At 64.8% G+C, this 22,669-nt stretch carries 16 protein-coding genes; 1 reads left to right on the forward strand and 15 read right to left on the reverse strand.

The genetic code is table 11. The annotated features are described in order from the left end of the window. The first annotated feature begins 698 nt into the window (after positions 1-698). The gene (locus E1H16_RS03785) at positions 699-2,732 is read left to right on the forward strand and encodes an acyltransferase family protein (RefSeq protein ID WP_134322387.1); all 2,034 of its coding nucleotides are present in this window, start codon (positions 699-701) and stop codon (positions 2,730-2,732) included. Here the strand turns inward: E1H16_RS03785 and tyrS are convergent. The 15 genes from tyrS to E1H16_RS03860 all read right to left on the reverse strand — a co-directional run bounded on the left by tyrS (position 2,722) and on the right by E1H16_RS03860 (position 22,559). Next, the gene (gene tyrS / locus E1H16_RS03790) at positions 2,722-3,999 is read right to left on the reverse strand and encodes a tyrosine--tRNA ligase (protein ID WP_134322388.1); all 1,278 of its coding nucleotides are present in this window, start codon (positions 3,997-3,999) and stop codon (positions 2,722-2,724) included. The two genes, E1H16_RS03785 and tyrS, sit on opposite strands and share 11 nt — an antisense overlap. 35 nt (positions 4,000-4,034) lie before the next feature. Beyond that, on the reverse strand, positions 4,035-4,670 hold the full coding sequence (locus E1H16_RS03795) for a DNA-3-methyladenine glycosylase (RefSeq protein WP_134322389.1): 636 nt from the start codon (positions 4,668-4,670) through the stop codon (positions 4,035-4,037). A 2-nt stretch (positions 4,671-4,672) separates the two neighbouring features. Then, positions 4,673-6,091 (reverse strand): argininosuccinate lyase, encoded by a 1,419-nt coding sequence (argH, locus tag E1H16_RS03800; RefSeq protein WP_134322390.1) that lies wholly within the window; start codon positions 6,089-6,091, stop codon positions 4,673-4,675. Positions 6,092-6,166: 75 nt separating this feature from the next. Continuing rightward, the gene (gene argR / locus E1H16_RS03805) at positions 6,167-6,640 is read right to left on the reverse strand and encodes an arginine repressor (RefSeq protein WP_134322391.1); all 474 of its coding nucleotides are present in this window, start codon (positions 6,638-6,640) and stop codon (positions 6,167-6,169) included. Further along, positions 6,637-7,563 (reverse strand): ornithine carbamoyltransferase, encoded by a 927-nt coding sequence (argF, locus tag E1H16_RS03810; RefSeq protein WP_134322392.1) that lies wholly within the window; start codon positions 7,561-7,563, stop codon positions 6,637-6,639. Before argF ends, argR begins: the two co-directional genes overlap by 4 nt. After that, positions 7,560-8,717, reverse strand: a complete 1,158-nt coding sequence (locus tag E1H16_RS03815; protein ID WP_134322393.1) for an acetylornithine transaminase — start codon at positions 8,715-8,717, stop codon at positions 7,560-7,562. The genes argF and E1H16_RS03815 overlap by 4 nt, the downstream gene beginning before the upstream one ends. Next, on the reverse strand, positions 8,714-9,652 hold the full coding sequence (gene argB, locus E1H16_RS03820) for an acetylglutamate kinase (RefSeq protein ID WP_134322394.1): 939 nt from the start codon (positions 9,650-9,652) through the stop codon (positions 8,714-8,716). Before argB ends, E1H16_RS03815 begins: the two co-directional genes overlap by 4 nt. Continuing rightward, positions 9,649-10,800, reverse strand: a complete 1,152-nt coding sequence (gene argJ / locus E1H16_RS03825; protein ID WP_134322395.1) for a bifunctional glutamate N-acetyltransferase/amino-acid acetyltransferase ArgJ — start codon at positions 10,798-10,800, stop codon at positions 9,649-9,651. Before argJ ends, argB begins: the two co-directional genes overlap by 4 nt. Continuing rightward, positions 10,797-11,825: an N-acetyl-gamma-glutamyl-phosphate reductase gene (gene argC / locus E1H16_RS03830; protein ID WP_134322396.1), complete on the reverse strand. Its 1,029-nt coding sequence runs from the start codon at positions 11,823-11,825 to the stop codon at positions 10,797-10,799. Before argC ends, argJ begins: the two co-directional genes overlap by 4 nt. 32 nt (positions 11,826-11,857) lie before the next feature. After that, positions 11,858-14,359, reverse strand: coding sequence for a glycoside hydrolase family 65 protein (locus E1H16_RS03835; protein WP_134322397.1), 2,502 nt, complete (start codon positions 14,357-14,359; stop codon positions 11,858-11,860). Continuing rightward, positions 14,360-15,106, reverse strand: a complete 747-nt coding sequence (locus E1H16_RS03840; protein ID WP_134322398.1) for an HAD family hydrolase — start codon at positions 15,104-15,106, stop codon at positions 14,360-14,362. A 208-nt stretch (positions 15,107-15,314) separates the two neighbouring features. Continuing rightward, positions 15,315-17,117, reverse strand: coding sequence for an HNH endonuclease signature motif containing protein (locus E1H16_RS03845; RefSeq protein WP_134322399.1), 1,803 nt, complete (start codon positions 17,115-17,117; stop codon positions 15,315-15,317). A 366-nt stretch (positions 17,118-17,483) separates the two neighbouring features. Continuing rightward, positions 17,484-19,964 carry a phenylalanine--tRNA ligase subunit beta gene (gene pheT / locus E1H16_RS03850; protein ID WP_134322400.1) on the reverse strand — a complete coding sequence of 827 codons (2,481 nt, stop codon included), beginning with the start codon at positions 19,962-19,964 and terminating at the stop codon, positions 17,484-17,486. 3 nt (positions 19,965-19,967) lie between these two features. Then, on the reverse strand, positions 19,968-21,035 hold the full coding sequence (gene pheS, locus E1H16_RS03855; protein ID WP_134322401.1) for a phenylalanine--tRNA ligase subunit alpha: 1,068 nt from the start codon (positions 21,033-21,035) through the stop codon (positions 19,968-19,970). A gap of 105 nt (positions 21,036-21,140) precedes the next feature. Next, positions 21,141-22,559 (reverse strand): amidase, encoded by a 1,419-nt coding sequence (locus E1H16_RS03860; protein WP_134322402.1) that lies wholly within the window; start codon positions 22,557-22,559, stop codon positions 21,141-21,143. Between the last annotated feature and the right edge of the window lie 110 nt (positions 22,560-22,669).

The raw sequence follows: 22,669 nt of genomic DNA on the forward strand, positions 1-22,669 counted from the left end.
ATGCCCGAGGACAATAAAAAAATTGGCACTGACTTTCAAGTACGCTGTTGAGTTCTCAAAGATCGGACGCACACCCAAACCCACAACCAGCAGGCCCCGGAGGCAACCCGGAAAACATTACCGGGATCGTCCTACACTGTCAATCTCCGTCTTTGCGACCTGAGTCACTCCGAATTGGAGACCTATCAGTGCCACTCTCTGTTAGTGAATTCGATTCGGATTAGCGACTCGAGTTCCTATTAGGAAGTGACTTCTCAAACAGTCCCGACCGCTTGGTTCCCCGTCTTCTCCCGCGGCGCCCAGAAGGACAATTGCTGGAGACTGACGAATCAGCTTGGTGCCGTAGACTTCGCGAAACCTCTCACTGCTGTTCTCGGAATCGGGCCCTTGCAGGCTTATCCGGTGCGTTTCCGCTTGGTGTTTCGCGTTGTTCTTGAAGCAAGGAGAACATTATGCGCATTCCGGGTTTCCGTCAACTTCTTCGCTTGTGACCTGGCGCACCGGCGGGGCTGTGAAGTCGCGCGGGCTAGCGTCGATCTCACTCGGGCGCGGGTATTTTCCTGCTATACAGGCGATGCCGTCCAGCCAGCCGGGCTGGAGCGCCTGATGCCACCCGCGTGTCAGCGCATCGAGGAGAGAGCCGGGAGCCCCGCATCCAGACCGCAGCGACCTTAGATCAGCCGATCCAGCCCAAGCGCATGGAATCGCCCACCTCGGCACACCGGTGGGACGTCCAAGGCATGCGAGCGCTGGCCGTCATCACAGTGGTCCTCTTCCACGGCGGCGTCGACATGCCGGGCGGTTTCGTCGCGGTCGACGTGTTCTTCGTTATTTCCGGATACGTGATCACGGCCATGCTGCTGCGTCAGCTGGTCCGTTCCTCGCGGATCAAGATCCGCGAGTTCTATGTCCGACGGATCCGGCGATTGATGCCGGCACTCGCGCTGATGCTGGTCGGCACGCTCCTGGGTTCAGCGTTACTGCAGTCCCCCTTCGGGTTTCAACAGGACACCGCTGCGGTCGGTATCGGCGCATCGATCTGGACCGGCAATATTGCGATCCTCGGCCGCGTCGGGGGCTACTTCGACCGCGCCGCAGACGAGTTGCCGCTGCTGCACACCTGGTCACTGTCGGTAGAGGAACAGTTCTATCTCGTGTTCCCGTTCTTGCTGCTGCTCGCGTGGCGGCTGGCTCGGGGACGTATTCGTACCGTCACGCTGAGCGTGCTGTTCGTCAGCGCGGCGTCCTTCGTCTTCTCGCTGTCCACGTCGTACGACCTCGTCGACAGCATCTCGTCGGGCTCGCAGTTCGCGTACTACATGACGCCGACTCGCGCATGGGAGTTCGGTGCCGGCATCCTGGTGGCGCTCGCGCTGCACCAGGGCTACACGATCGCAGCGTACATAGCGAAACCGCTCGCCATTTTCGGTCTGGCCGGGCTGGTCGGGTGCTTCTACTGGATCGATTCGACGATGCCGTTCCCCGGGTGGGTGGCTCTTGCCCCGGTAGCGTTCACCGGGCTGCTGATCATCACCGGCACCAGTGGCGGGCCGGTGACCGACCTGTTGTCGTGCAAGCCCATGACGTGGATCGGCGATCGTTCGTACGGCTGGTACCTATGGCACTGGCCATTCATCGTCTTCGCGTCGCTACTGTGGCCGACGTCCGAATCGGCGGTCCTGCTCGCTGGATTCGTGGCCATTGTCCCCGCCTGGCTGAGTTACCGGTTCGTAGAAGAACCGATCCGACGAGGGACGTTCCGCCTGCGTCGGCGTACGGCGGACCGCCCGCCGTCGACCGGGGTTGTGCGCGTGGCAGCTGCGGCGATGCTGCTTCCGCTGCTGGTGTTCCTGGCCTACGGGTATGGGACGAAACACCACTGGGGTAACGACCGCCTGACCGACGCTGCCAAGCAGACTGAGACCTATCCGGAGGGGTACGACGAAGGTTGTCATGAGGGCGGTCCGCTCCCCGAGCGTGACCTCTCGGGCTGTACCTGGCATTCGGAGTATTCGGACACCGTGTACCTGGTCGGTGACTCGAACGCCGGAATGTATAGCGATGGTTTGATTGAGGCGACCGAGCAGACTCAGCAGCGGCTGATCGTCGGCGCGCGCAGCAGCTGCCCGTTCATCCTCGCGTCGTCGCACGCGTCGAATCTGCACACGGCCGATTGCGATGAGTACGTCGACGAGACGTTGACCTGGCTCACTGAGCGGCCGCCGGGAACGGTGGTCATCTCGGCGGCGGCCTCGGAGATTCTCAACGACGGGACCACGCTGGAAGATCCGAACACCGGCAAGGTCGCCGAGACCGCCGAGAAGAAAGCCAGCCTGTGGGACACCGCGCTGAGTTCGGTGATCAGTAAGTTGCGTTCGGCCGGACATGACGTGGTCGTAATCGGCGTCATTCCGCACTTCTACAACCCTGGTGGCGGTTATTGGACGACCGCACACTGCGCGCTCATCGATTTCGCGCAGTCAAGCGCGCAGTGTGGCGCGACGCAGAGTCGTAGCGACGCCGACGAGCTGCAGTCGCTTCCGCTGCAGGCGGAGCACGATGCGGCGGAGCAGGCCGGTGCGTCGTACCTCGATCTACGCGACGAGTTGTGTCCGGACGGGGTGTGTCAGACCGTCCGCGACGACACGTTCATGTATCGCGACGGCAAACACATCTCGAAGGCGGCCAGCGCGCAACTCGCCCCGCAACTCGCTGCGGCGATCAGCGGTTGAGCCGCACTCCCTTGACCTGACGCTTTCCGCGCCGCAGCACGATCAGTCCGCCAGAGAGCAGGTCGGATTCGGCGAGCACCGCGTCGGTCTCACTCACTCGCTGATTGTTGAGGTAGGCGCCGCCCTCCGTGATCGCGCGGCGGGCATCGCCAAGCCCCTTGGCCAGGCCGCTGTCGCGGAACAGTTCGGCCAGACTCGGCAGTTGCGCTGAGTCCACGGTGACGTCAATCAACCCTGCTTCGTTCAGCGCGGCCGCCAGCGTCGAGTCGGGCAATTCCGCAAGTTCGGCGCGGCCGAATAGGGCGCGTCCGGCGAGGTCTGCGGCCTCTAACTCTTCGGCGCCGTGCACCAGCGTGGTGAGTTCGTCGGCGAGCGCGCGCTGCGGGATGCGCAGGTGCGGCTTATCGGCGCCTTGCGCGATGAGATCTTCGATTTCCTCCCGTGGTTTGAGGCTGAATGCCTTCATCCACCGTTCGATGTCCCGGTCATCCGCGCCGAGCCAGAATTGGTGGAAGGCGTACGGCGAGAACATCTCGGCATCCAGCCAGACCGCACCGCCGGCGGTCTTGCCGAACTTGGTTCCATCCGCCTTGGTAATGAGTTTCGTCGACATCGCGTGCACCGTCGCGCCTTCGACCCGGCGGATGAGGTCGACGCCCGAGGTGAGGTTGCCCCACTGATCCGATCCCCCCGTCTGTAGCGCACATCCGTACCGACGGTATAGCTCGAGGTAATCCATCCCCTGCAGGATCTGGTAACTGAATTCCGTGTAGCTCAGCCCAGCATCGGAGGCGAGCCGGGTACTGACCGCCTCCTTCGCCAGCATCTTGCCGACCCGGAAGTGTTTGCCGACGTCCCGCAGGAAGTCGATTGCGGACAGCGGTCCGGTCCAATCCAGGTTATTGACCATGACCGCGGCGTTCTCGCCCTCGAAGTCGAGGAACTTCGACACCTGCCCCTGCAACCGCGTCACCCATTCAGCGACGAGTTCCTTCGGGTTCAGCTGGCGCTCAGCGTTCCGTCCGCCTGGATCCCCAATCAGGCCGGTCGATCCGCCGACCAACGCGATGGGTCGGTGGCCAGCTCGCTGAAACCGCATCAAGGTGATCAGTTGCAGCAGGTTCCCGTGATGCAGGCTCGGTGCAGTCGGATCGAATCCGATGTAGAGGGTGATCGGCCCGTCGTCCAGCGCGGCGCGTAACGCGTCGATGTCAGTGGTGTCGGCGATCAGATCTCGCCAGGCAAGATCGTCGAGCAGGTGGGTCATCCTCTTCCTCATCATCATCAAGTAAACGTGCGGCGTTAAGAGTCTATTGAGCGCGCCGCGCGCCCGTCGACGGGTTCGGCACGCGGCGAGCGACGGTACGTCGACACGGACCTATCGGCGCTCGCCCAGAATCGCCACGGCACATCGGGCGCGAGGCGGACGCCGACCCGCGGGCCAGCGCTGATCTGCAGCCGCACACCGTCACTGAATAGTTGTACGTCGCTGTCGGCGTCGCACAAGTCGGCTCCGGCCTGAGTCATGGTCAGTCCTAATGCTCGTGCGAGCAGCCCTGGCCCGCGGGCCAGGTGATCGGCATCTCGAGCGTTGGCGCGACGCCGGGCCGCGATCACCTCACCGTCCAGGACCCGCGCCGCCCTGATCAGCACACCGCCGGCCTGGCCGTCGATGTGACTCACCGCGTTCACGCAGTGGTGGATGCCGTGCGAGAGGTACACGTACAGATGGCCTGGCTCACCGAACATCACCTCATTGCGGGGCGTGCGTCCGCGATAGGTGTGTGAGGCGGGATCGTCCTGACGATAGGCCTCGGTCTCGGTGATTCTGGCGGTCACGGTTTCGCCGCCTGCGCGTGAGCTGATGAGCGCACCTATGAGTTCCGGCGCGACCACAGTTGGATCGCGCCGGAAGAACTCACGCGGTAACGATCGCACGCTTACGCCGGATCGATAAACGCCCGCTGAGCGGCGATCGACGCCTTGATGCCGTCGATCTGCGCAAGGACCGATGACGGCGCAGTCCCGCCGTGCGTAGAACGCGCCGCGAGCGCGCCGTCCACGGTGAGCACCGAAAGCACGTCGCTGGTCAGCCGGGAGTCGATGGCGGCGAGGTCCGCGGCGCTGAGGTCGTACAGTTCGCACCCACGTTCATCACATGCGGCGACGGCGGCACCGCTGATCTCGTGCGCGTCTCGGAACGGAATCCCCTGCCGTACCAGCCATTCCGCAACGTCGGTCGCCAGCGCATGGCCGGCGCCGGCGCCGCGCGAGACTGCATCGGTGTTCACCGTCATCGTGGCGATCATGCCCGATACGGCCGGCAACAGCATCAGCAATTGCTCGACCGAATCGAAGGTGCACTCCTTGTCCTCCTGCAGATCGCGGTCGTACGCGAGCGGCAGCGCCTTGAGCGTGGTCAGCAGCGACATCAGGTTGCCGACAAATCGTCCGGATTTCCCACGGGCGAGCTCACCGATGTCGGGGTTCTTTTTCTGCGGCATGATCGAGGATCCGGTCGCCCAAGAATCGTGCAATGATACCCACCCGAACTCGGTGGTGTTCCACAGCACGACCTCTTCGCCGATTCGCGAGAGGTGGACGCCGATCAGCGCTGCGGTGAACAGGAACTCCGCGACGTAGTCGCGATCCGACACGGCGTCGATCGAGTTGTCGGCCGGACGGTCGAACCCCAGTTCGGCAGCGACCGCAACCGGGTCCAGCGCGAGCGAGGATCCGGCCAGCGCGCCGGCGCCGAGCGGGCTTACCGCGGCGCGGCGATCCCAGTCGCGCAGGCGATCGACGTCGCGGGCAAAGGCGTGCACATGCGCGAGCAACTGATGCGCGAACAGGATCGGCTGCGCATGCTGCAGGTGCGTCATACCGGGCGCGACGACGTCGCGGTACTCCTCCGCTTTCGCCAGCAGCGCTTGTTGCAGCGTGATGAGTTCGCGCACGATCGACCGCACGTTATCGCGCAGGTATAGCCGCAGGTCCGTGGCCACCTGGTCATTGCGACTACGGCCAGCGCGCAGTTTCCCTCCCAGCGCTCCCAACCGCTCGATCAGCCCGCGTTCCAGGGCGGTGTGCACGTCCTCGTCGGCCTCGGTTCCGACGAATGAACCGCTGGCGACGTCCTTCTCCAGGTCGTCTAGCGCGGTGAGCATGCGGTCGAGTTCTACGTCATCGAGCAGACCCGCGGCCTTCAGTACCCGCGCGTGTGCGCGTGACCCCTGCAGGTCGTACTTCGCTAGGCGCCAGTCGAAATGCACTGACAGCGATAGCGCGACCATCTCAGGCGATGGACCGGCGGAGAATCGGCCACCCCACAACCGGGTGCTCTGATCACTCTGCTCCATGTTTCCTCCAGCTGTGCGACGGCCGGGTTCGGCCACGTCGTGTGGTTGTTTTCGTGTGATGGTGGTGATGCGTACTCAGGACTGGCCGAGTTGGGTGAGCTCGTCTGCCAGTGCACGAGCCCTGTTCGGCGAACGCACGACGACCAGTATCGTGTCGTCCCCCGCGATCGACCCGACCACGTCGGTGAGTGCCGCGCGATCGATCGCTGACGCTAGGAAGGATGCCGCTCCTGGCGGAGTGCGCAACACGATTTGGTTCTGCGCCACGTCAACCGCGGTGAGCAACTCGCTGAGCAGCCGACCTAGGCGCGAGGCAGTGACCGGCGCCGCGACACCGTCCGCGGGTACGACATACCGCGACTGACCGGTCTCGGTGCGCACCTTGTGCGCGCCGATCTCTTCGAGGTCCCGGCTCAACGTCGCTTGGGTGACTGAGTGGCCGCCCGCGGCAAGCAGTTCCAGTAGCTGGGCCTGGGACTCGACGACGTGTTCCGCGATGAGTTCGGCGATCCGGGCCTGGCGCGCCGGTTTCGTCGCGGGGGCGCTCATCGCTGGCCCAGCAGCCAGACCAACAGAGCCTTCTGCGCGTGCAGCCGGTTCTCGGCCTCGTCCCAGACCACCGACCGTGGGCCGTCGATGACGTCCGCGGTGATCTCCTTGCCGCGGTAGGCCGGAAGGCAGTGCAGCACGATCACGTCGTCACTGCAAGCCTCCAGCAGGTCCTGGTTGACCTGGTACGGCAGGAAAATATCGGCTCGCTCGGCGGACTCGCCCTCCTGGCCCATCGAGATCCAAGTATCGGTGGCGATCACGTCGGCACCGCGAGCGGCGACCGCAGCATCGTCGCTGATCAGCACCGAGCCGCCGGTCTGCACCGCGATCTTCTCCGCATCGGCGACAACCGCCGGATCGGGCTGATAGCCGCTCGGACCGGCGATCCGCACGTGCATCCCCGCGGTGACGCCACCGAGAAGGTACGAGTGGGCCATGTTGTTGCCGGAGTCGCCCAGATATGCGAGCGTGCGCCCGGCGGCCGAGCCCAGATGCTCGTTGATCGTCTGCAGATCGGCGAGGATCTGGCACGGATGGAACTCGTCGGTGAGCGCATTTACGACCGGGACCTGCGCGTAGCGCGCCATCTCGTCGATCCGCTCCTGGGCACCGGTACGCCAGACGATCGCCGAGCACTGACGATCGAGTACGCGGGCCGTGTCGGCGATCGGTTCGCCGCGACCGAGCTGTGAGGTACCACTGTCCAGGATCAGCGGGTTTCCACCCAACTCGGCGATCCCGGTGGCGAACGACACCCGCGTTCGAGTCGAGGACTTATCGAAGATGACGGCGACTGCCTGCGGGCCGGCCAGCGGCTTTGTACCGTAGCGGTCCTTCTTCAGCTCTGCCGCGAGCGCGAGAACTTCGGCCTGTTCGGATGGCGACAGATCGTCATCGCGCAGGAAATGGCGCAGGGTCATGATGTTTCCTTGAGTTCGGCGCCGAGCGCGTCGACGAAGGTGTCGAGCTGCTCATCGGTGACGATCAGCGGCGGCGCGACGCGCAGCGCGGACGGCGATACGTTATTGACCAAGAATCCGGCGTCCCGCAGTCCTTGCGCTACCTGCGCGGACATCTCGCCTGGCAAGTCGATCGCGCGTAGCAGTCCCCGTCCGCGGACGTCACCGGTGACGTCCGAGAGCGCTGCGGCAAGGTGCTCACCGCGGGCCTTTGCGGCACCGTTCAGGTCAGTCTCGGTCGCGACGTCCAACACGGCGAGCGCCGCGGCGGCACAGACCGCATTGCCCGCGAACGTGCTGCCGTGACTGCCTGGGGTAAGCAGTTGCGCAGCATCACCAAATGCCATCACCGCGCCGATGGGCATTCCGCCACCGAGGCCCTTGGCCAAGGTGACCACGTCTGGTGCGAGACCGTCGTGTTGGAACGCGAACCAGTCACCGGTACGGCAAATACCGGTCTGGACTTCGTCGAGCGCAAACAATGCGCCGTTCTCGTGCGCGATCTGCTGTGCGGACTTCAGGTAGCCCTCCGGCGGAACGATGACGCCGCCCTCGCCCATGATCGGCTCGAGCAGGACCATGGCGGTCTCGGAGTCGACCGCCGCGCGCAATGCATCGACGTCGCCATACGGCACGTGCGTGACATCGCCCGGCAGCGGAGCAAACGGCGCCTGTTTGGCGGGTTGACCGGTCAGTGCGAGCGACCCCATGGTCCTCCCGTGGAACGCACCTTCCGCCGCAACGACCTTCCGCCGGCCGGTGAGCCGAGAAATCTTGAAGGCCGCCTCGTTAGCCTCAGCGCCAGAGTTTCCGAACATCACGCGTCCGTCGCGCCCGGCCAGCGACAGCAGGCGTTCGGCGAGTTCGATGGTCAGCGGGTGTGCGTACAGATTGCTGACGTGGCTAAGTACCGCGATCTGGTTGCTGACGGCCTCGACAACGCGTGGATGCGCGTGGCCAAGAATGTTGACGGCGATCCCGGCCAGCAGGTCGAGGTAGCGCTTACCGGACTCGTCGTAGACATAGACGCCCTCGCCGCGCACCAGCATCAGCGGCGGAGTGCCGTAATTGTTCATCAGGCTCGCGTTCCACCGGTTGGCGTAGCTCTCGCTCATGAGTGGTGCACATCCTTCTGTTCTGAAGTGGCGGTGGGATTATCGGGTAGCAGCGGGATATCAGGCAAAACCATGGTGCCGTTGCCTTCGTCGGTGAAGATCTCCAGCAGCACCGAGTGCGCCTCGCGACCATCGATCACAGATGCGGCGGGGACCCCGCCCTCTACCGCACGCAAGCATGCTTCCATCTTCGGGATCATGCCGGATTCCAGTGATGGCAGCAAAGCGCGTAGATCACTGACCTTGATCTCGCTGCGCAGCGACGACTTATCCGGCCAGTCGGTGTAGAGACCCTCGACGTCGGTGAGCACGACGAGCTTTCGCGCGCCGAGAGCGGTCGCCAGCGCGCCCGCCGCCGTGTCCGCGTTCAGATTGTGGATCACGCCGTCTGCATCGGGCGCGACCGTCGATACCACCGGGATCCGGCCTGCGTTGATGACGTCGTCGATCGCGCCCGGGTTGACCTCCGCGACGTCGCCGACCTGGCCGATGTCGACCTGGACGCCATCCACGGTGGCGGTGCGACGGACGGCCGTGAACAACCGGGCATCTTCACCGGACATCCCCACAGCGTGCGGGCCATGCGCGTTGATCAGTCCGACCAATTCGCGCTGGACCTGTCCGACAAGCACCATCCGCACGACGTCCATGCTCTCGGCGGTCGTCACCCGCAGTCCCCCGCGGAACTCAGATTCGATGCCGAACTTGTCCAGCATCGCGCTGATCTGCGGGCCGCCGCCGTGCACCACGACCGGTCGGATCCCCACGGTATGTAGGAACACCATGTCCTGCGCGAACGCGCGCTTCAGGTTCTCGTTGGTCATCGCATTGCCGCCGTACTTGACGACGATCATCTCGCCGCGGAACTTCTCCAGCCACGGCAACGCTTCGATCAGGACTGCGGCCTTATCAGCGGCAGTAGGAATGCTCGTCATGTGGAGTACGCCGAATTCTCGTGAACGTAATCAGTAGTCAGGTCGTTGGTCCAGAGCGTCGCGGAGGAATCACCCGATTTCAGATCGATCAGGATCTGCACATCGCGAGCAGTCATATCCACCAGATCGCGGCTCTCACCGGGTTCGCCGTCCCGGCAGATCATCACGCCGTTCATCGATACGTCGATCCGCTCCGGGTCGAACGTCGCTGAGGTCGTACCGACCGCCGCGAGGATCCGGCCCCAGTTCGGATCATTGCCGAAGATGGCACATTTGAACAAGTTGCTGCGCGCCACAGACCGGCCGACTTCCACCGCATCTGCTTCGTTCGCGGCGCCGACGGTGGTGATCGCGATGTCGTGCGAGGCGCCTTCGGCGTCTCGGATCAACTGCAGCGCCAGATCCAGGCACAACTCACTCAGCGACGCGGTGAACTCGTCAAGGTCAGGCCGGATACCGCTCGCGCCGCTGGCCATCAAACTCACCGTGTCATTGGTGGACTGGCAGCCGTCGGAGTCGATCCGGTCGAAGCTCATCGAGGTCGCGGTACGCAACGCGGAGTCGAGCTCGGCCGCGCTGAGCTCGGCATCGGTGGTCAGGTATACCAGCATGGTCGCCAGCGCCGGCGCAAGCATTCCCGCGCCCTTGGCCATCCCACCGATGCTCCAGCCATCGCCTCGGTGCACGGCAGTCTTGGCGACGGTATCGGTGGTCATGATGGCGTTCGCCGCGTCTTGCCCGCCGTCAGCGTCCAAGGCCTCGATGGCAGCGTCGAATCCAGCAAACAGTTTCACTTCGTCGAGTTGCTCACCGATCAGGCCGGTCGAGCACACCAACACATCACCCGCACCGATGCCAAGTGCCGCGCCGATGCGCTCGGCGGTGGCGTGCGTGGTCTGGAACCCCCGGCTGCCGGTATAGCAGTTGGCCCCACCGGAGTTCGTCGCGATCGCCCGCACCTCACCGTCGGCGATGACCTGTTCGCTCCACAGCACCGGGTTGGCTTTACACCGGTTGCTGGTGAACACGCACGCAGCGGCGAAAGACGGGCCCGTGTTCTGTAGGACCGATACATCGGGCTTGCCGCTGGCCTTGAGTCCGGCGACGACGCCGCTGGCCAGAAACCCCTTAGGTGCGGTGACGCTCACGGCGCTACTCCCGTCTGCGGTAGGCCGAGGGTCTCCTCGAGACCGAGGGCGAGGTTCATGCACTGCACTGCGGCCCCACCGGTGCCTTTGGTGAGGTTGTCGACGGCGCCGATCGCGATCAACCGGCGGGCGTCCTCGTCAACGGCGGCCTGGATGGTGACGTTGTTGGAGCCCAGCACGGACGCTGTAGTGGGCCACTGACCGGACGGCAGCACGTGCACGAACGGTTCGTTCTGGTACGCCGCAGCGTAGGTTTCGGCAATCTGCTCGGCGCTGACTCCGTCACGTAACGGTGCGCTGCAGGTCGCGAGAATGCCGCGCGGCATCGGCACGAGCAGCGGGGTGAACGAGACGCTCACATCTGACTCGCTCAACAGGCTGAGATTCTGGGTGATTTCCGGGGTGTGCCGGTGCGCACCGCCAACGCCGTACGCCGATACCGACCCCATGACCTCACTACCGAGCAGGTGCGGTTTGAGTGACTTACCCGCACCGGAGGTGCCGGATGCCGCCACCACCACGACCTCGGGCTCCACGAGGCCCGCCGCAACGGCGGGGGCCAGCGTCAGCGTGGACACGGTCGGGTAGCACCCCGGCACCGCGATCCGCCGTGCAGCGGTGATCGCGGCCCGCTGGGCGGCCAACTCGGGCAACCCATACGGCCAACTACCGGCGTGCTCGCCGCCGTACCAGCGGATCCAGGCGTCCGGATCGGTGAGCCGATAGTCGGCGCCACAGTCGATGACCACGCACTCGTCGCCGAGCTCGCTGGCGATCTCAGCGGACTTACCGTGCGGAAGCGCCAGGAACACGACGTCATGCCCACTCAGCGCATCGACGGTGGTTTCGGCGAGGATACGGTCAGCCAGTGGAAGCAGGTGTGGTTGATGTTCACCAAGTCGCGTCCCCGCGTTCCCGCCGGCCGTCAACGCGCCAATCTCGATCTCGGGGTGCGCGAGCAACAGCCGGATGATCTCGCCCCCGGCGTACCCACTCGCTCCCGCTACTGCAGCCCTAAAAGTCATACGAATGATTATGCATGACTATGCAACTTTATTCACCCGTAGGGGGTGGCGCCGTCGTCGATCTCCGCAGGCGCCTCGGGGACGCTCGCCGTCATCAGCGTGCCGTCCTGGCGGCGACCTCCGATCAGGGGTTCGCTGCCGATCACACCCGCGATGCGCTCGCCTTGATCTTGCAGCTCAACACTGCGCGGGACACCTGGTAGGACCCGGTGCGGCGTACCGCGCACCGTAACCTCCACCTCGCCAGTCGAGACGAACTCGATCGCGCGCTGTTGCAGCGTCACTTCCAAGCGGCTGCCGCGCACGGTCAGCACGAATCTCATCCGCGGCCACTGTGCGGGCAATCGCGGGTCGAACGACAGTGCACCGTCATAGTCACGCATACCGGCGAACCCAAACACCAGCGCGCTCCACACACCGCCGGCCGACGCCACGTGCACGCCGTCACTGGTGTTGCCGTGCAGGTCGGCCAAATCGACGAACAGCCCGTGCAGGAAATACCGCAGCGCCATGTCGTGATACCCGACCTCGGCCGCGATGACGGACTGCACCACAGCAGATAGCGTGGAGTCTCCTGTGGTGATCGGGTCGTAGTACTCGAAGTTCGCGCGCTTCTGTTCCTTGGTGAAGTGATCGCCTTGCAGGAACAGCGCCAGAACAACGTCCGCCTGCTTGAGCACCTGGCGCCGGTAGATCACCAACGGGTGGTAGTGCAGAAGCAACGGCTTGTTCTCGGGCGGCGTCGAAGCGAGGTCCCATAACTCACGGTCTAGGAAGTGGTCGTCCTGCGGGTGGATGCCGAGCGCTTCGTCGTACGGAATCGTCATCCCCTCCGCGGCTGCGGCCCATTCGTCGACCTCATGCACTTCCAGGCCGACCCGCTCGACCATCCGGGCGTACGCCGTCGGGTCTTCACCCTGCAGCGCACGCACTTGCCGGCTGGCGTGGCGCAGGTTGAATCGCGCCATGACGTTGGTGAACAGGTTGTTGTTCACCACAGTCGTGTACTCATCCGGGCCGGTGACGCCGTGGATGTGGAACTCGCGATTGCCGTTATTGCGCCAGAACCCGAGATCAGCGAACATCCGGGCGGTTTCGACCAGAATGTCGATCCCCTCCCGGCGCACGAAGGCCTCGTCATCAGTGACCATGCCGTAGCGCACCAACGCGTACGCGACGTCCGCGTTGATGTGGTATTGCGCGGTTCCCGCGGCGTAGTACGCCGACGCTTCCTCACCGTTGATCGTGCGCCACGGGAACAACGCGCCGCGCTGCGATAATTCGCGTGCACGTTCGCGCGCCGCCGGGAGCATGTTCCACCGAAACCGCAGCAGGTTTCGGGCCATCGAGGGAGCCGTGTAGGTCAGGAACGGCATCACGTAAACCTCGGTGTCCCAGAAGTAGTGCCCCTCGTACCCGGACCCGGTCACCCCCTTGGCTGCTACGCCGAGTTGGTCGGCGCGGGCGCTCGCCTGCGCTAATTGGTAGATATTCCAGCGGATGGCCTGTTGAATCGCCGGGTCGGCGTCGACCTCAACATCCGAGGCGGCCCAGAAGTCGGCGAGCCACTCGCGCTGCTCGTTCTCGTAGGTATCGATGCCGTGATCACGCACGCGGTCGAGGGTGCGACGCACCCGGTCGACGAGCTCGCGTACGGGCACACCGCGCGAGGTGTGGTAGGCCGCAACCTTGTGGATCGTGATCGACTGCCCTTGCACCGCGTGGATCCGGTACACCTTCTTGGCGAAGTCGAGGTCGCTCGAATTGAGTTCTTCATAGGCGTTCTGCGTCTCGATCGAGTGATCGGCGCCGACAGCGAGGGTCATCTGCGAGTTCACGCAGCGGAACCCGAGGATCATCCGGCGATCGGAGTACCAATCCAGTTGCGGTTCGAGCACTCGACCTTCGAACACGGCAGCCTTGCGAGGATCAAACTTGGCACCCATCGCGTGCGCGGGTACGTGGTACTCGTCGCGGCCGTCCTGGCGATTCAGGATCTGCGAGGACACCACGATGGGGGCGTCGCCATCGAGCATGGTCAGTTCGATGGACATGATCGCCAGGTGTCGCTGCGTGAACGAGACCATCCGCTTGGAGGTAATTCGCACCCGCTTGCCGGCCGGAGTACGCCAGACGATGTCCCGGCGCAGCACACCTTCGGTGAAACTCAGCGTGCGCTCGTACTGCTCCAGGTCGGCCGTCGCCAGCAACAGCGGCTCGTCGTCGACGTATAGCTTCATCACCTTCGCATCGGGGACGTTCACGATCGTCTGACCGGTGCGCGCGAATCCGAAAGCTTCTTCCGCGTGCCGGATCGCCCAGGTTTCGTGGAATCCGTTGACGAAGGTCCCGTGTACCGATGCCTCACGGCCTTCTTCGGGGTTTCCCCGCATGCCGAGGTAGCCGTTGCCGACGGCGAACAGCGATTCGGTCGTTCCGAGGTCCGCGCCGTCGTATGCCGTCTCACGCAGCGCCCACGGATCGACCGGGAAACGGCTGCGATTCAGCGGGTCAATGAACTGGTCTGTGTTCAACTAACTGCGCTCCTTGTCGTCGGTGCGCTGTGCGGTATCAATGAGTTGGTCGAGGTCGGTGACCACCATGTCGGCACCGGCGCTGGTGAGGGCATCGGCGCCGGCGCCGCGGTCGACCCCGACAACGAGCCCGAATCGACCAGCGCGCCCTGCGGCCACCCCGGAGGTGGCGTCCTCAACGACCACGGACGTCGTCGCACTCGCCTGGGCGAGGCCGGCAGCGTGGAGGTACGTATCGGGGGCTGGCTTACCGGGTAGGCCTTGTTGTGCGGCGACCTTACCGTCGACGACGAACGCGAACCGCTCAAGCAATCCGGCGGCCTTCAGCACGTTTACCGCGTTCCGCGAGGACGAGACGATGCCCAGCACGATGGGCCGATCGCTGAGGTAGTCCAGCAGCGCGACTGACCCCGGATACGCCTGGACGCCGTCCCGCTGGAGGGTGTCCGCGAACATTTCATCTTTGAGGTTGCCCAGCCCGCTGACCGTCTCGCGGGATGATTCGGCGGCCCCGCTGCCTTCGGGCAGCATGATGCCACGCGACAGCAGGAAAGACCGGACACCGTCGTACCGCGGTTTGCCGTCGATATAGCGGAAATAGTCGTCGTCGGTGTACGCCGCCTGCTCGGGACGGGCTCCGAGAAAGGCGGTGAACATGTCCCGCCAGGCGCGCATGTGCACCTCGGCGGTCGGCGTGATTACACCATCGAGATCGAACAGGGCTGCTTGGAAATCGTCCCAATCCACCCGCGTAATGCTACTGCGCCCGTTGAGGGCACCCCAGCGATAACCGCGCCTCACCATCGTGACCACGACCACCCACCAGCGACACCGGGTTCGGTCATCAAGTAGCGCCGTCCTATAGGAGCGTGTCGGGTCCCGCGGAGCGCGGAGCGCATTGCTGGGGCCATGAGGATGGGCAGCGCCGCCGTAGCCACATGAGAGCCGGCGCGCATCACGCCACGCTTCCGATGGGCAGCGAGTCCTTATAACTGTCGAGCAGATCAGCGAGTTCCTGGTGGAATCTGTCGCGCTGTCGCGGGTTCGGGATGTGCTCCGCCAGCAGTCCAATCAGCTCCTCCGCCGGATCCAACCCGTCGCCATCATCGCTATCTCGATCAGCGTCGACGAGCCCCACGGCAGCCTCGCGCGCGTCCCGCGCTCTGCGTGCGACGTCTTCGATTTCGGCGGGATCCGGAATTCGGATCCGCGGGTTGATCACCGGTTTTCGCTCCGGATCAATCCACGGCGGCGGGATCCACCACGGCAACCCGTTGCGCATGTCGATTCGCCACCCGCTGCTATCGAGTTCACGATGGTGGGCGCCACACAACAACGTCAGATTGGATACGTCAGTGGCACCACCGCGCCACCACTCCCGAACATGATGCCGTTGACACCAGTCCGGCGGCACATCGCAACCCGGATGCGAACAGCCACCATCTCGCGCGACGAGTGCGTGAGTCTGCCCCGCACTCGCTATCCGTTTCGATCGGCCGTAGGCCACGACCCCACTAATCTTGCTCGCCCACACGGGGATCAACAGCGCCTCGTCTGCCAGGCGCCGGAACTCGCGCAGGGTAATCCGGTCCCCGCCGGCAACACGACCGACGTACCGAGACCCGTTATCGCGGGGACCTCTGCTGTCGCGGCCAACGCCGTCCGGGTGGTCCTCAGACGCCCAGTCACTGGCGTCGCCTTGCGCGCCCGTCGGGGTGAGGCCCAGAGCATCCATGACCGTGTCGACATCGACCACCAGATGGACAGTCGCCGCCGTGCCGCCACTCGCGGGCACACCGTTGCCGTCGAGCAACAGCCCGAGTGCGTCGAACAACCCGTCGTGACGACGCTGGTCGGCCGTACGGTCATCCTTCGTGCCACTTTGGTCGGGCTTCGGCGCGCTGAGCGGCGACAGCACAGCGTCCAATCGCGCCTTCGTTTCCGCGGTCAGGAACCCGCTGAGCTGGTACAGGCCGTCGTACCGTTGCCTACTAATTCGCAGCGTTCGGCGCGCCTGCGTCAGCCTCGGCTCGGGTCCGCGACCGTCGGGCAACAAGGTCGCGTCGATGTCTTCGCCCGCGATTTTCAAATGTGCCGGAGTGAGTGACGCCGTGAATCCCACCATCATCGACTCTGCTTGCTCGCGGAGGCTGGCATCCAACTCAGGAATCGTGTCGATGCGCTTCATCGTCGCCAGCACCACGTCCAACTGCTCGGTCGACACCGCCCCACCCTCCACCGCGCCAGCCAGGACAGGCAAGTCGGGCGGAATCTCGCCCTGAGAGAACCCATTTCGCGGCAACAGTTTCTCGGCGCGGCGCTGTCGCGCGTTCGCTTCCGTAGTGCTGATCCGTAACAACTGCGCCAAGCCTTTGGGGATACTCTTCGAACCCGCGTAGTCCGGAAACGCCGGATCCTCCGACGCAGCCTCGATAACCCGGCTGTCGAATAGCACGCCGCGGGATCGGTGCGCCTCGAATTCCCGCGCCAACCCCACCAAGCACGACGGGTCTAACGCCGCGAAGTCGCCACGATTACCGATCTCAAGCAAGGCGTCCATGCCGAGTTGTAGGTGTTCGAGAGCATCAGCCAGTTCCACCGAGAACGCCTCAGCGACCCGTAATGGGCCGGTCACCCCGGCCGCGGCCGCCGCTCGAGCGTCCGAAGGTACAAATCGCAGCCGATCATCCTCACGCGACCCACGGGGCGTCAAGGGAGTACCGCCCGCGCGTGTATCCGAGCACATAGCTGCGGTCATCGCGGACCTCCCTCAACCGATCGACGTTCGCTCATGCCTTTATCGTACATCTGTTCGATCATATCGTCAATAGGTCGCGAACATGGGTGTGATGTCTCCGGTCTGGTTGCGACCGGGCGATCGGCTGTCGGGGTCCACCACCCGAGCCTTGGGCCGGAAGTGTCACCACCAACACAGCCCGAACCGTCACCGATGAGCCGATACAGAACTGTCACCGATGCCCTAAGAGATGACAGGTGCCGCCACCATGGCTATGGAATACCGCTCCGGACATACGGCGCACGCCGCAGGCGGCGCGCGATACCCAGACTCCAGCGGATGTCGCACGACCGTCCGGCGGCTTCGCCAGCCGGACGTGCGGAGCGACTAGCGCAGAGTGGCCGAATGCTCGGATTGAACGGCGGAGATGATTGCCTCGCGCACTGCAGTGATCTCGTCGTGCTCGAGGGTCCGGTCGTCAGCGCGCAGGCTCAGCGCGAATGCCAGCGAACGCTTTCCGTCGTCAACCTGCTCCCCGGTGTACACGTCGAACAGTCGCACATCCTCCAGCAGATCGCCGCCGGCGGCACGAATCGTCTGCTCCAGACGCGCAACCGGGATCGAGTCGTCGACGACGAGCGCGAGGTCCTGCACGGCCCGCGGGAATGGCGAGACTCGCGGCGCGGTAGCGCGAGTGGAACTGTGCTCGATCAGGGCATCGAGGTCGAGCTCTGCGACGCTGGTCCGCGCCGGCACACCAGCAGCCTCACACACCTGCGGATGCAATTCGCCGGCGTACCCGACTACCTCCTGCGTACCGGCAGTCAGAATCGCGGCGCACCGGCCGGGATGCCACGGAGCTCGCTGAGCTTGGCGCACCTCGATGTCAGTGCCGACGGCGTCTGCCAGTAGCCGAGCGGCCTCGACGGCATCCCGCCAACTGGCGGCGGCCCCCGCACCGAACCACGCATTCGGCTCCGCTCCCGCGACTGCGACCGCCGCGTGCAGCCTCTCGATGGGACGCGCCGCATCCAGGTCGGCAAGTTGCTGTGGGTTCGGATGTATTCCGCGGTCAATCACTGGCGCCGCCGGGCGCGGCTGCTGGGGCTCGAAGAACACGGTGCCCGTTTCGTACGTCGCCACGTGGTCAGCGCCGCGGCTGACATTGCGACGCAGCGCAGCCAATAAGTTCGGCATGAGCGTCGTGCGCAGCGTCTGCTGCTCTGCAGAAATCGGGTTGGCGATGCGGACGCTTCGGCGCCGCTCATCGTCCGGTTCGATCCCAAACGTATCGAGTTCGGCGTCGTCCTGGAACGACATCGACGGCGTCTCGACGTACCCCGCAGCCGCCAATGCGCGACTCGCTCGCCGCTTTGCCCGCTGAGTTTCGGTCAGCCCGCCGCCAGCTTTCGCCTGCGGGAGCCGGGTCGGGATCTTGTCGTAGCCGTCAACGCGAGCCACTTCCTCGGCGACCCGAGTCGGCTCGACAAAGTCTCCGCGCCAGGAAGGCGGCCGAACCGACACTTGCTCGCCGTTGACTGCAACCTCGCAGCCGAGGCTCGTCAGGCATTCGGAGACGCGCTCGACCGAGTAGTCCACGCCGATCAGCGCGCGGATCCGGCGGACGTCGACGGTCAGCGGCGGCGGAAGCGTCGGGCGGCCGGCAGTCACCATCGTGTCGTCGGCCGCGCCGCCGCCGTACTGCACCAGCAGCGAAGCGGCGAGGGCGCTGGCCTTCGCTGGTAGCAGCGGGTCGACGCCACGTTCAAATCGCCGCCCGGCTTCCGAGAGCAGGCCGTGCCGACGGGCCGTGCGGCTGATCGCGCTCGCCTCGAAGTGCGCGGCTTCGAGCATGATGTTGCTCGTTTGCGCGGAAATCTCCGCGTACTCGGCGCCCATCACGCCCGCGATCCCCTGGATTCCGGATTCATCGGTGATCAGTAGATCGTCGGCCGACAACTCACGATCAACGTCATCCAGCGTGGTGACCCGCTCGCCCGCCCGCGCCTTGCGCACGATGATCCGAGTGTCGAGCCGGTCGAGGTCGTAAGCGTGCAGCGGTTGGCCCAGCAGCAGCATCACGTAGTTCGTCACGTCCACGGCGAGCGAGATCGGTCGCATCCCGCTGGCGGTCAGTCGACGGGCCATCCAGTCCGGTGTCGCCGCCGCGGGATTGAACCCGCGGATGATCCGCGTGGTGAATACATCGCATGCCGCATCTTCCAGCGTGACGGGGAAACCGTCGCCGGACGCCGCGGCCGGCACCGCGTCGGCGGGGTCTACGAACGGCGCGTCGATTGCCGCAGCGACCTCGCGGGCGATCCCCCGTAAGGACAATTGGTAGCCGCGATCCGGCGTCGGCTCGGTCACGAGAACGGCATCGTGCAACCCCAGTAATTCGACCGCGTCGGCGCCCACGGGCGCGTCTTCGCTCAGAATGAGGATGCCGGAGTGGTCCTCCCCCATGCCCATCTCTAGGGCGGAACAGATCATTCCGTCAGAAATGCGCCCGTAGGTCTTGCGTGCCGAAATCTTGAAGTCCCCTGGCAGTACGGCGCCCGGCAGCGCCGCGACGACCTTGTCACCGACGGCGAAGTTCGTCGCACCGCAGACGATTCCGCGGGTGCGCTCGGGATCAGAGCCGTCGTCGAATCGCACCTGGCAGTACCGGATCGGCTTCTTGAATTCAGTGAGTTCTTCGATGTCGACGACCTGACCGACGTACAGGCCGTTGATGTCGTCGGGACCGGCGCCATCAATCTCGTCGACCTCGACGCCTAAGCCAGTCAGCAAGTCGGCTACCTCTTCGCCGCTGCGGCCGGAGAGCTGCGGGACGAGCTCGGTGAGCCAAGAAAGCGCAACGCGCATCGGTTACTGCTCCATTCCGAAGTGGCGGGTGAAGCGGACGTCGCCGTCCACGAACTGGCGGAGGTCGGCGATCCCGTTGCGGAACATCACGGTGCGATCGATGCCCATACCGAACGCGAACCCGGAGTACTCATCGGGGTCGATATCGCAGGCGCGCAACACATTCGGGTGCACCATCCCGCATCCGCCCCACTCGATCCATTTCGCGCCGCCCTTGGCCTGCGGGAACCACAGGTCGACCTCGGCCGACGGCTCGGTGAACGGGAAGAAATGCGGGCGCAGGCGGGTCGTCGCCTCGTCACCGAACATAGCCTTGGCAAATCGATCCAGCGTGCCGCGAAGATCAGCCATCGACAGGCCTTTGTCCACGGCGAGACCCTCGCACTGGTTAAACACAGGCAGATGCGTGGCGTCCATCGGGTCATCGCGATAGACCCGGCCTGGTACGACGACGTACACCGGCAGATCGCGAGTCAGAAGCGTGCGGATCTGTCCGGCCGAGGTGTGCGTCCGCAACACGACGCCGTTCTCCGGGGGGTCCAGGAAGATCGTGTCCTGCAGACCTCGTGCCGGATGATCACGCGGGGTGTTCAACGCATCGAACACGTGCCATTCGGTGTCTGCCTCTGGCCCCTCCGCCACCTCATAACCCATACCGATGAAAACATCGGCGATCCGTTCGGCAACCGTGGTGATCGGATGGCGGGCACCGTACCGCCCCGAGGACGTCGGCATCGTGACGTCGACGGTTTCGGCTTCGAGCACTTCGAGGTTTCGCCGCTCGGTCAGCAGCTGGTGGCGTTCATCGAACGCCGCCTGCACCTTCTGGCGCGCCTCGTTCACCCGCTTACCGGCGTCCGCCTTCGCCTGAGGCGGCAGCGCGCCGATCTCACGGCGCGCCAACGCGATCGGAGCGCGATCACCCAAGTGCGCAGCCTTCACCGACTGCAACTCGTCGAGGTCCCCTGCCGCGGCGAACGCCTCATCCGCCTCTCGGACGGCAGACTGCAAGTTCTGCGGCGACAGCGCAGCGACCTGTTTGGGGTCGTAGTTGTCATTCGGTGCCGACATGCGGATCCGTTCAGTGAGGTTCGTTAGTTTCCGATGGCACCAGCGGTGGACGCATGGCGCAACCACACGATTCTAGTCAGCGACGGCGACCGCAACCCGAGCGCCTCACCCGCCGAGCATGGGTGGCCGGCGCTGCGCGTGGTTCGTCGCCGACTCGAACAACTTCGCAATCGACAGCAAGTAGGCGTCTGCGCGAGGCGCAGCAACCATCTGTACGCCGATCGGTAGTCCGGACGTGCTGAAGCCGGCCGGCACACTAATCGCCGGCGTCCCGGTCGCCGTGATGTCGCTGCATGCACGCATCCACTCCAGGTAGGTGTGCATCGGCTGCTCGTTGATGTGCATCGGGTATTCCAGCGCACCGTCGAACGGCAGCACTTGCGCGGCGGGCACGAGCAGTACGTCGTACTCGGTGAAGAACTCGACCACTCGCCGATACAACTGCCCACCGGCAATGACCGCACGCGCGAGATCATCAGCACTCAGCGCCCGCCCACGCGCAACGTTCCAGTGGATGGTGTCTTTCACTTGGTCCGGATGCGCATCGACGAGCGGGCCAAAGCCCGCCGCAAATTGCCACGCGCGCCGCGTCAAGAACACGTCGTTCGCATCCCTCAAGTCGGGCATCGCCGCACTCACCCGAGCTCCGAGGCTTTCAAACAGCGCACCCGATGCGGTGATCGCTGCGACGACGTCGGGTTCTACCGGCAGCAGCCCGCCGAAATCAGCCGCGACCGCGACCCGCAGTTGCGTGGGCTCAATCGGTTGCGCGGATCGAAAATTCGCACCGGGCGTGTCCAGACTGGTCGGAGCCTGCAGATCCGGCCCAGCCATCACCGACAACAACAACGCGGTGTCGTCCACGCTGCGCGCCATCGGCCCACTGGTGGCGAGGGTGAATTGGGCGAAAGCGTCCGGCGCCTGCGGCACCCGACCGGGGCTGGGCCGCATGCCAACAACATTGCAGAACGACGCCGGGTTACGTAGCGATCCACCCATATCGCTGCCGTCGGCGAGCGCGGTCATCCCGGTCGCGAGCGCGGCGGCAGCGCCACCTGAACTGCCACCGGCCGAGCGCGTGACGTCGTACGGATTGTGCGTATGTCCGAAGACCGGGTTGAAGGTGTGCGATCCGGCCGCGAACTCTGGGGTGTTCGTCTTTCCGACGCTGATCACGCCAGCGGCATGCAGGCGGGCAATGACCAGATCGTCCTCGGCCGGAACGTTGTCGCGTAGTAACGGGGATCCGCTCGTGGTGCGGATCCCGGCGGTCGCATGCGTGTCCTTATGCAGCATCGGCATGCCATGCAGCGGGGGCAGCTCGACACCGGATGCAGCGACCTCGTCAGCGGCGTCCGCGTGTTCGAGGGCCTGCTCGGCAACGAGGGTGTTGACCGCGTTTATATCGGGGTTCACCTGCTCGATTCGCTCGAGGAATGCCAGCGTCACTTCGCGCGCGCTGAGGTCTCGTCGACGCAGCGCGTTCGCGAGTGCGACCGCCGGCATAAAGGTGATATCAGTCATGGCGCCCCTTCGCTCCACCCCATGATGACACTGCGTGCTTTGCACAGCATGAGTTCTCTCCGTGAACTCATGCTGTGCAGACCAAGCTCGCGCCGGGGCAAAGTTCGCCA

This window comes from Cumulibacter soli, assembly GCF_004382795.1.
Taxonomy (GTDB): domain Bacteria; phylum Actinomycetota; class Actinomycetes; order Mycobacteriales; family Antricoccaceae; genus Cumulibacter; species Cumulibacter soli.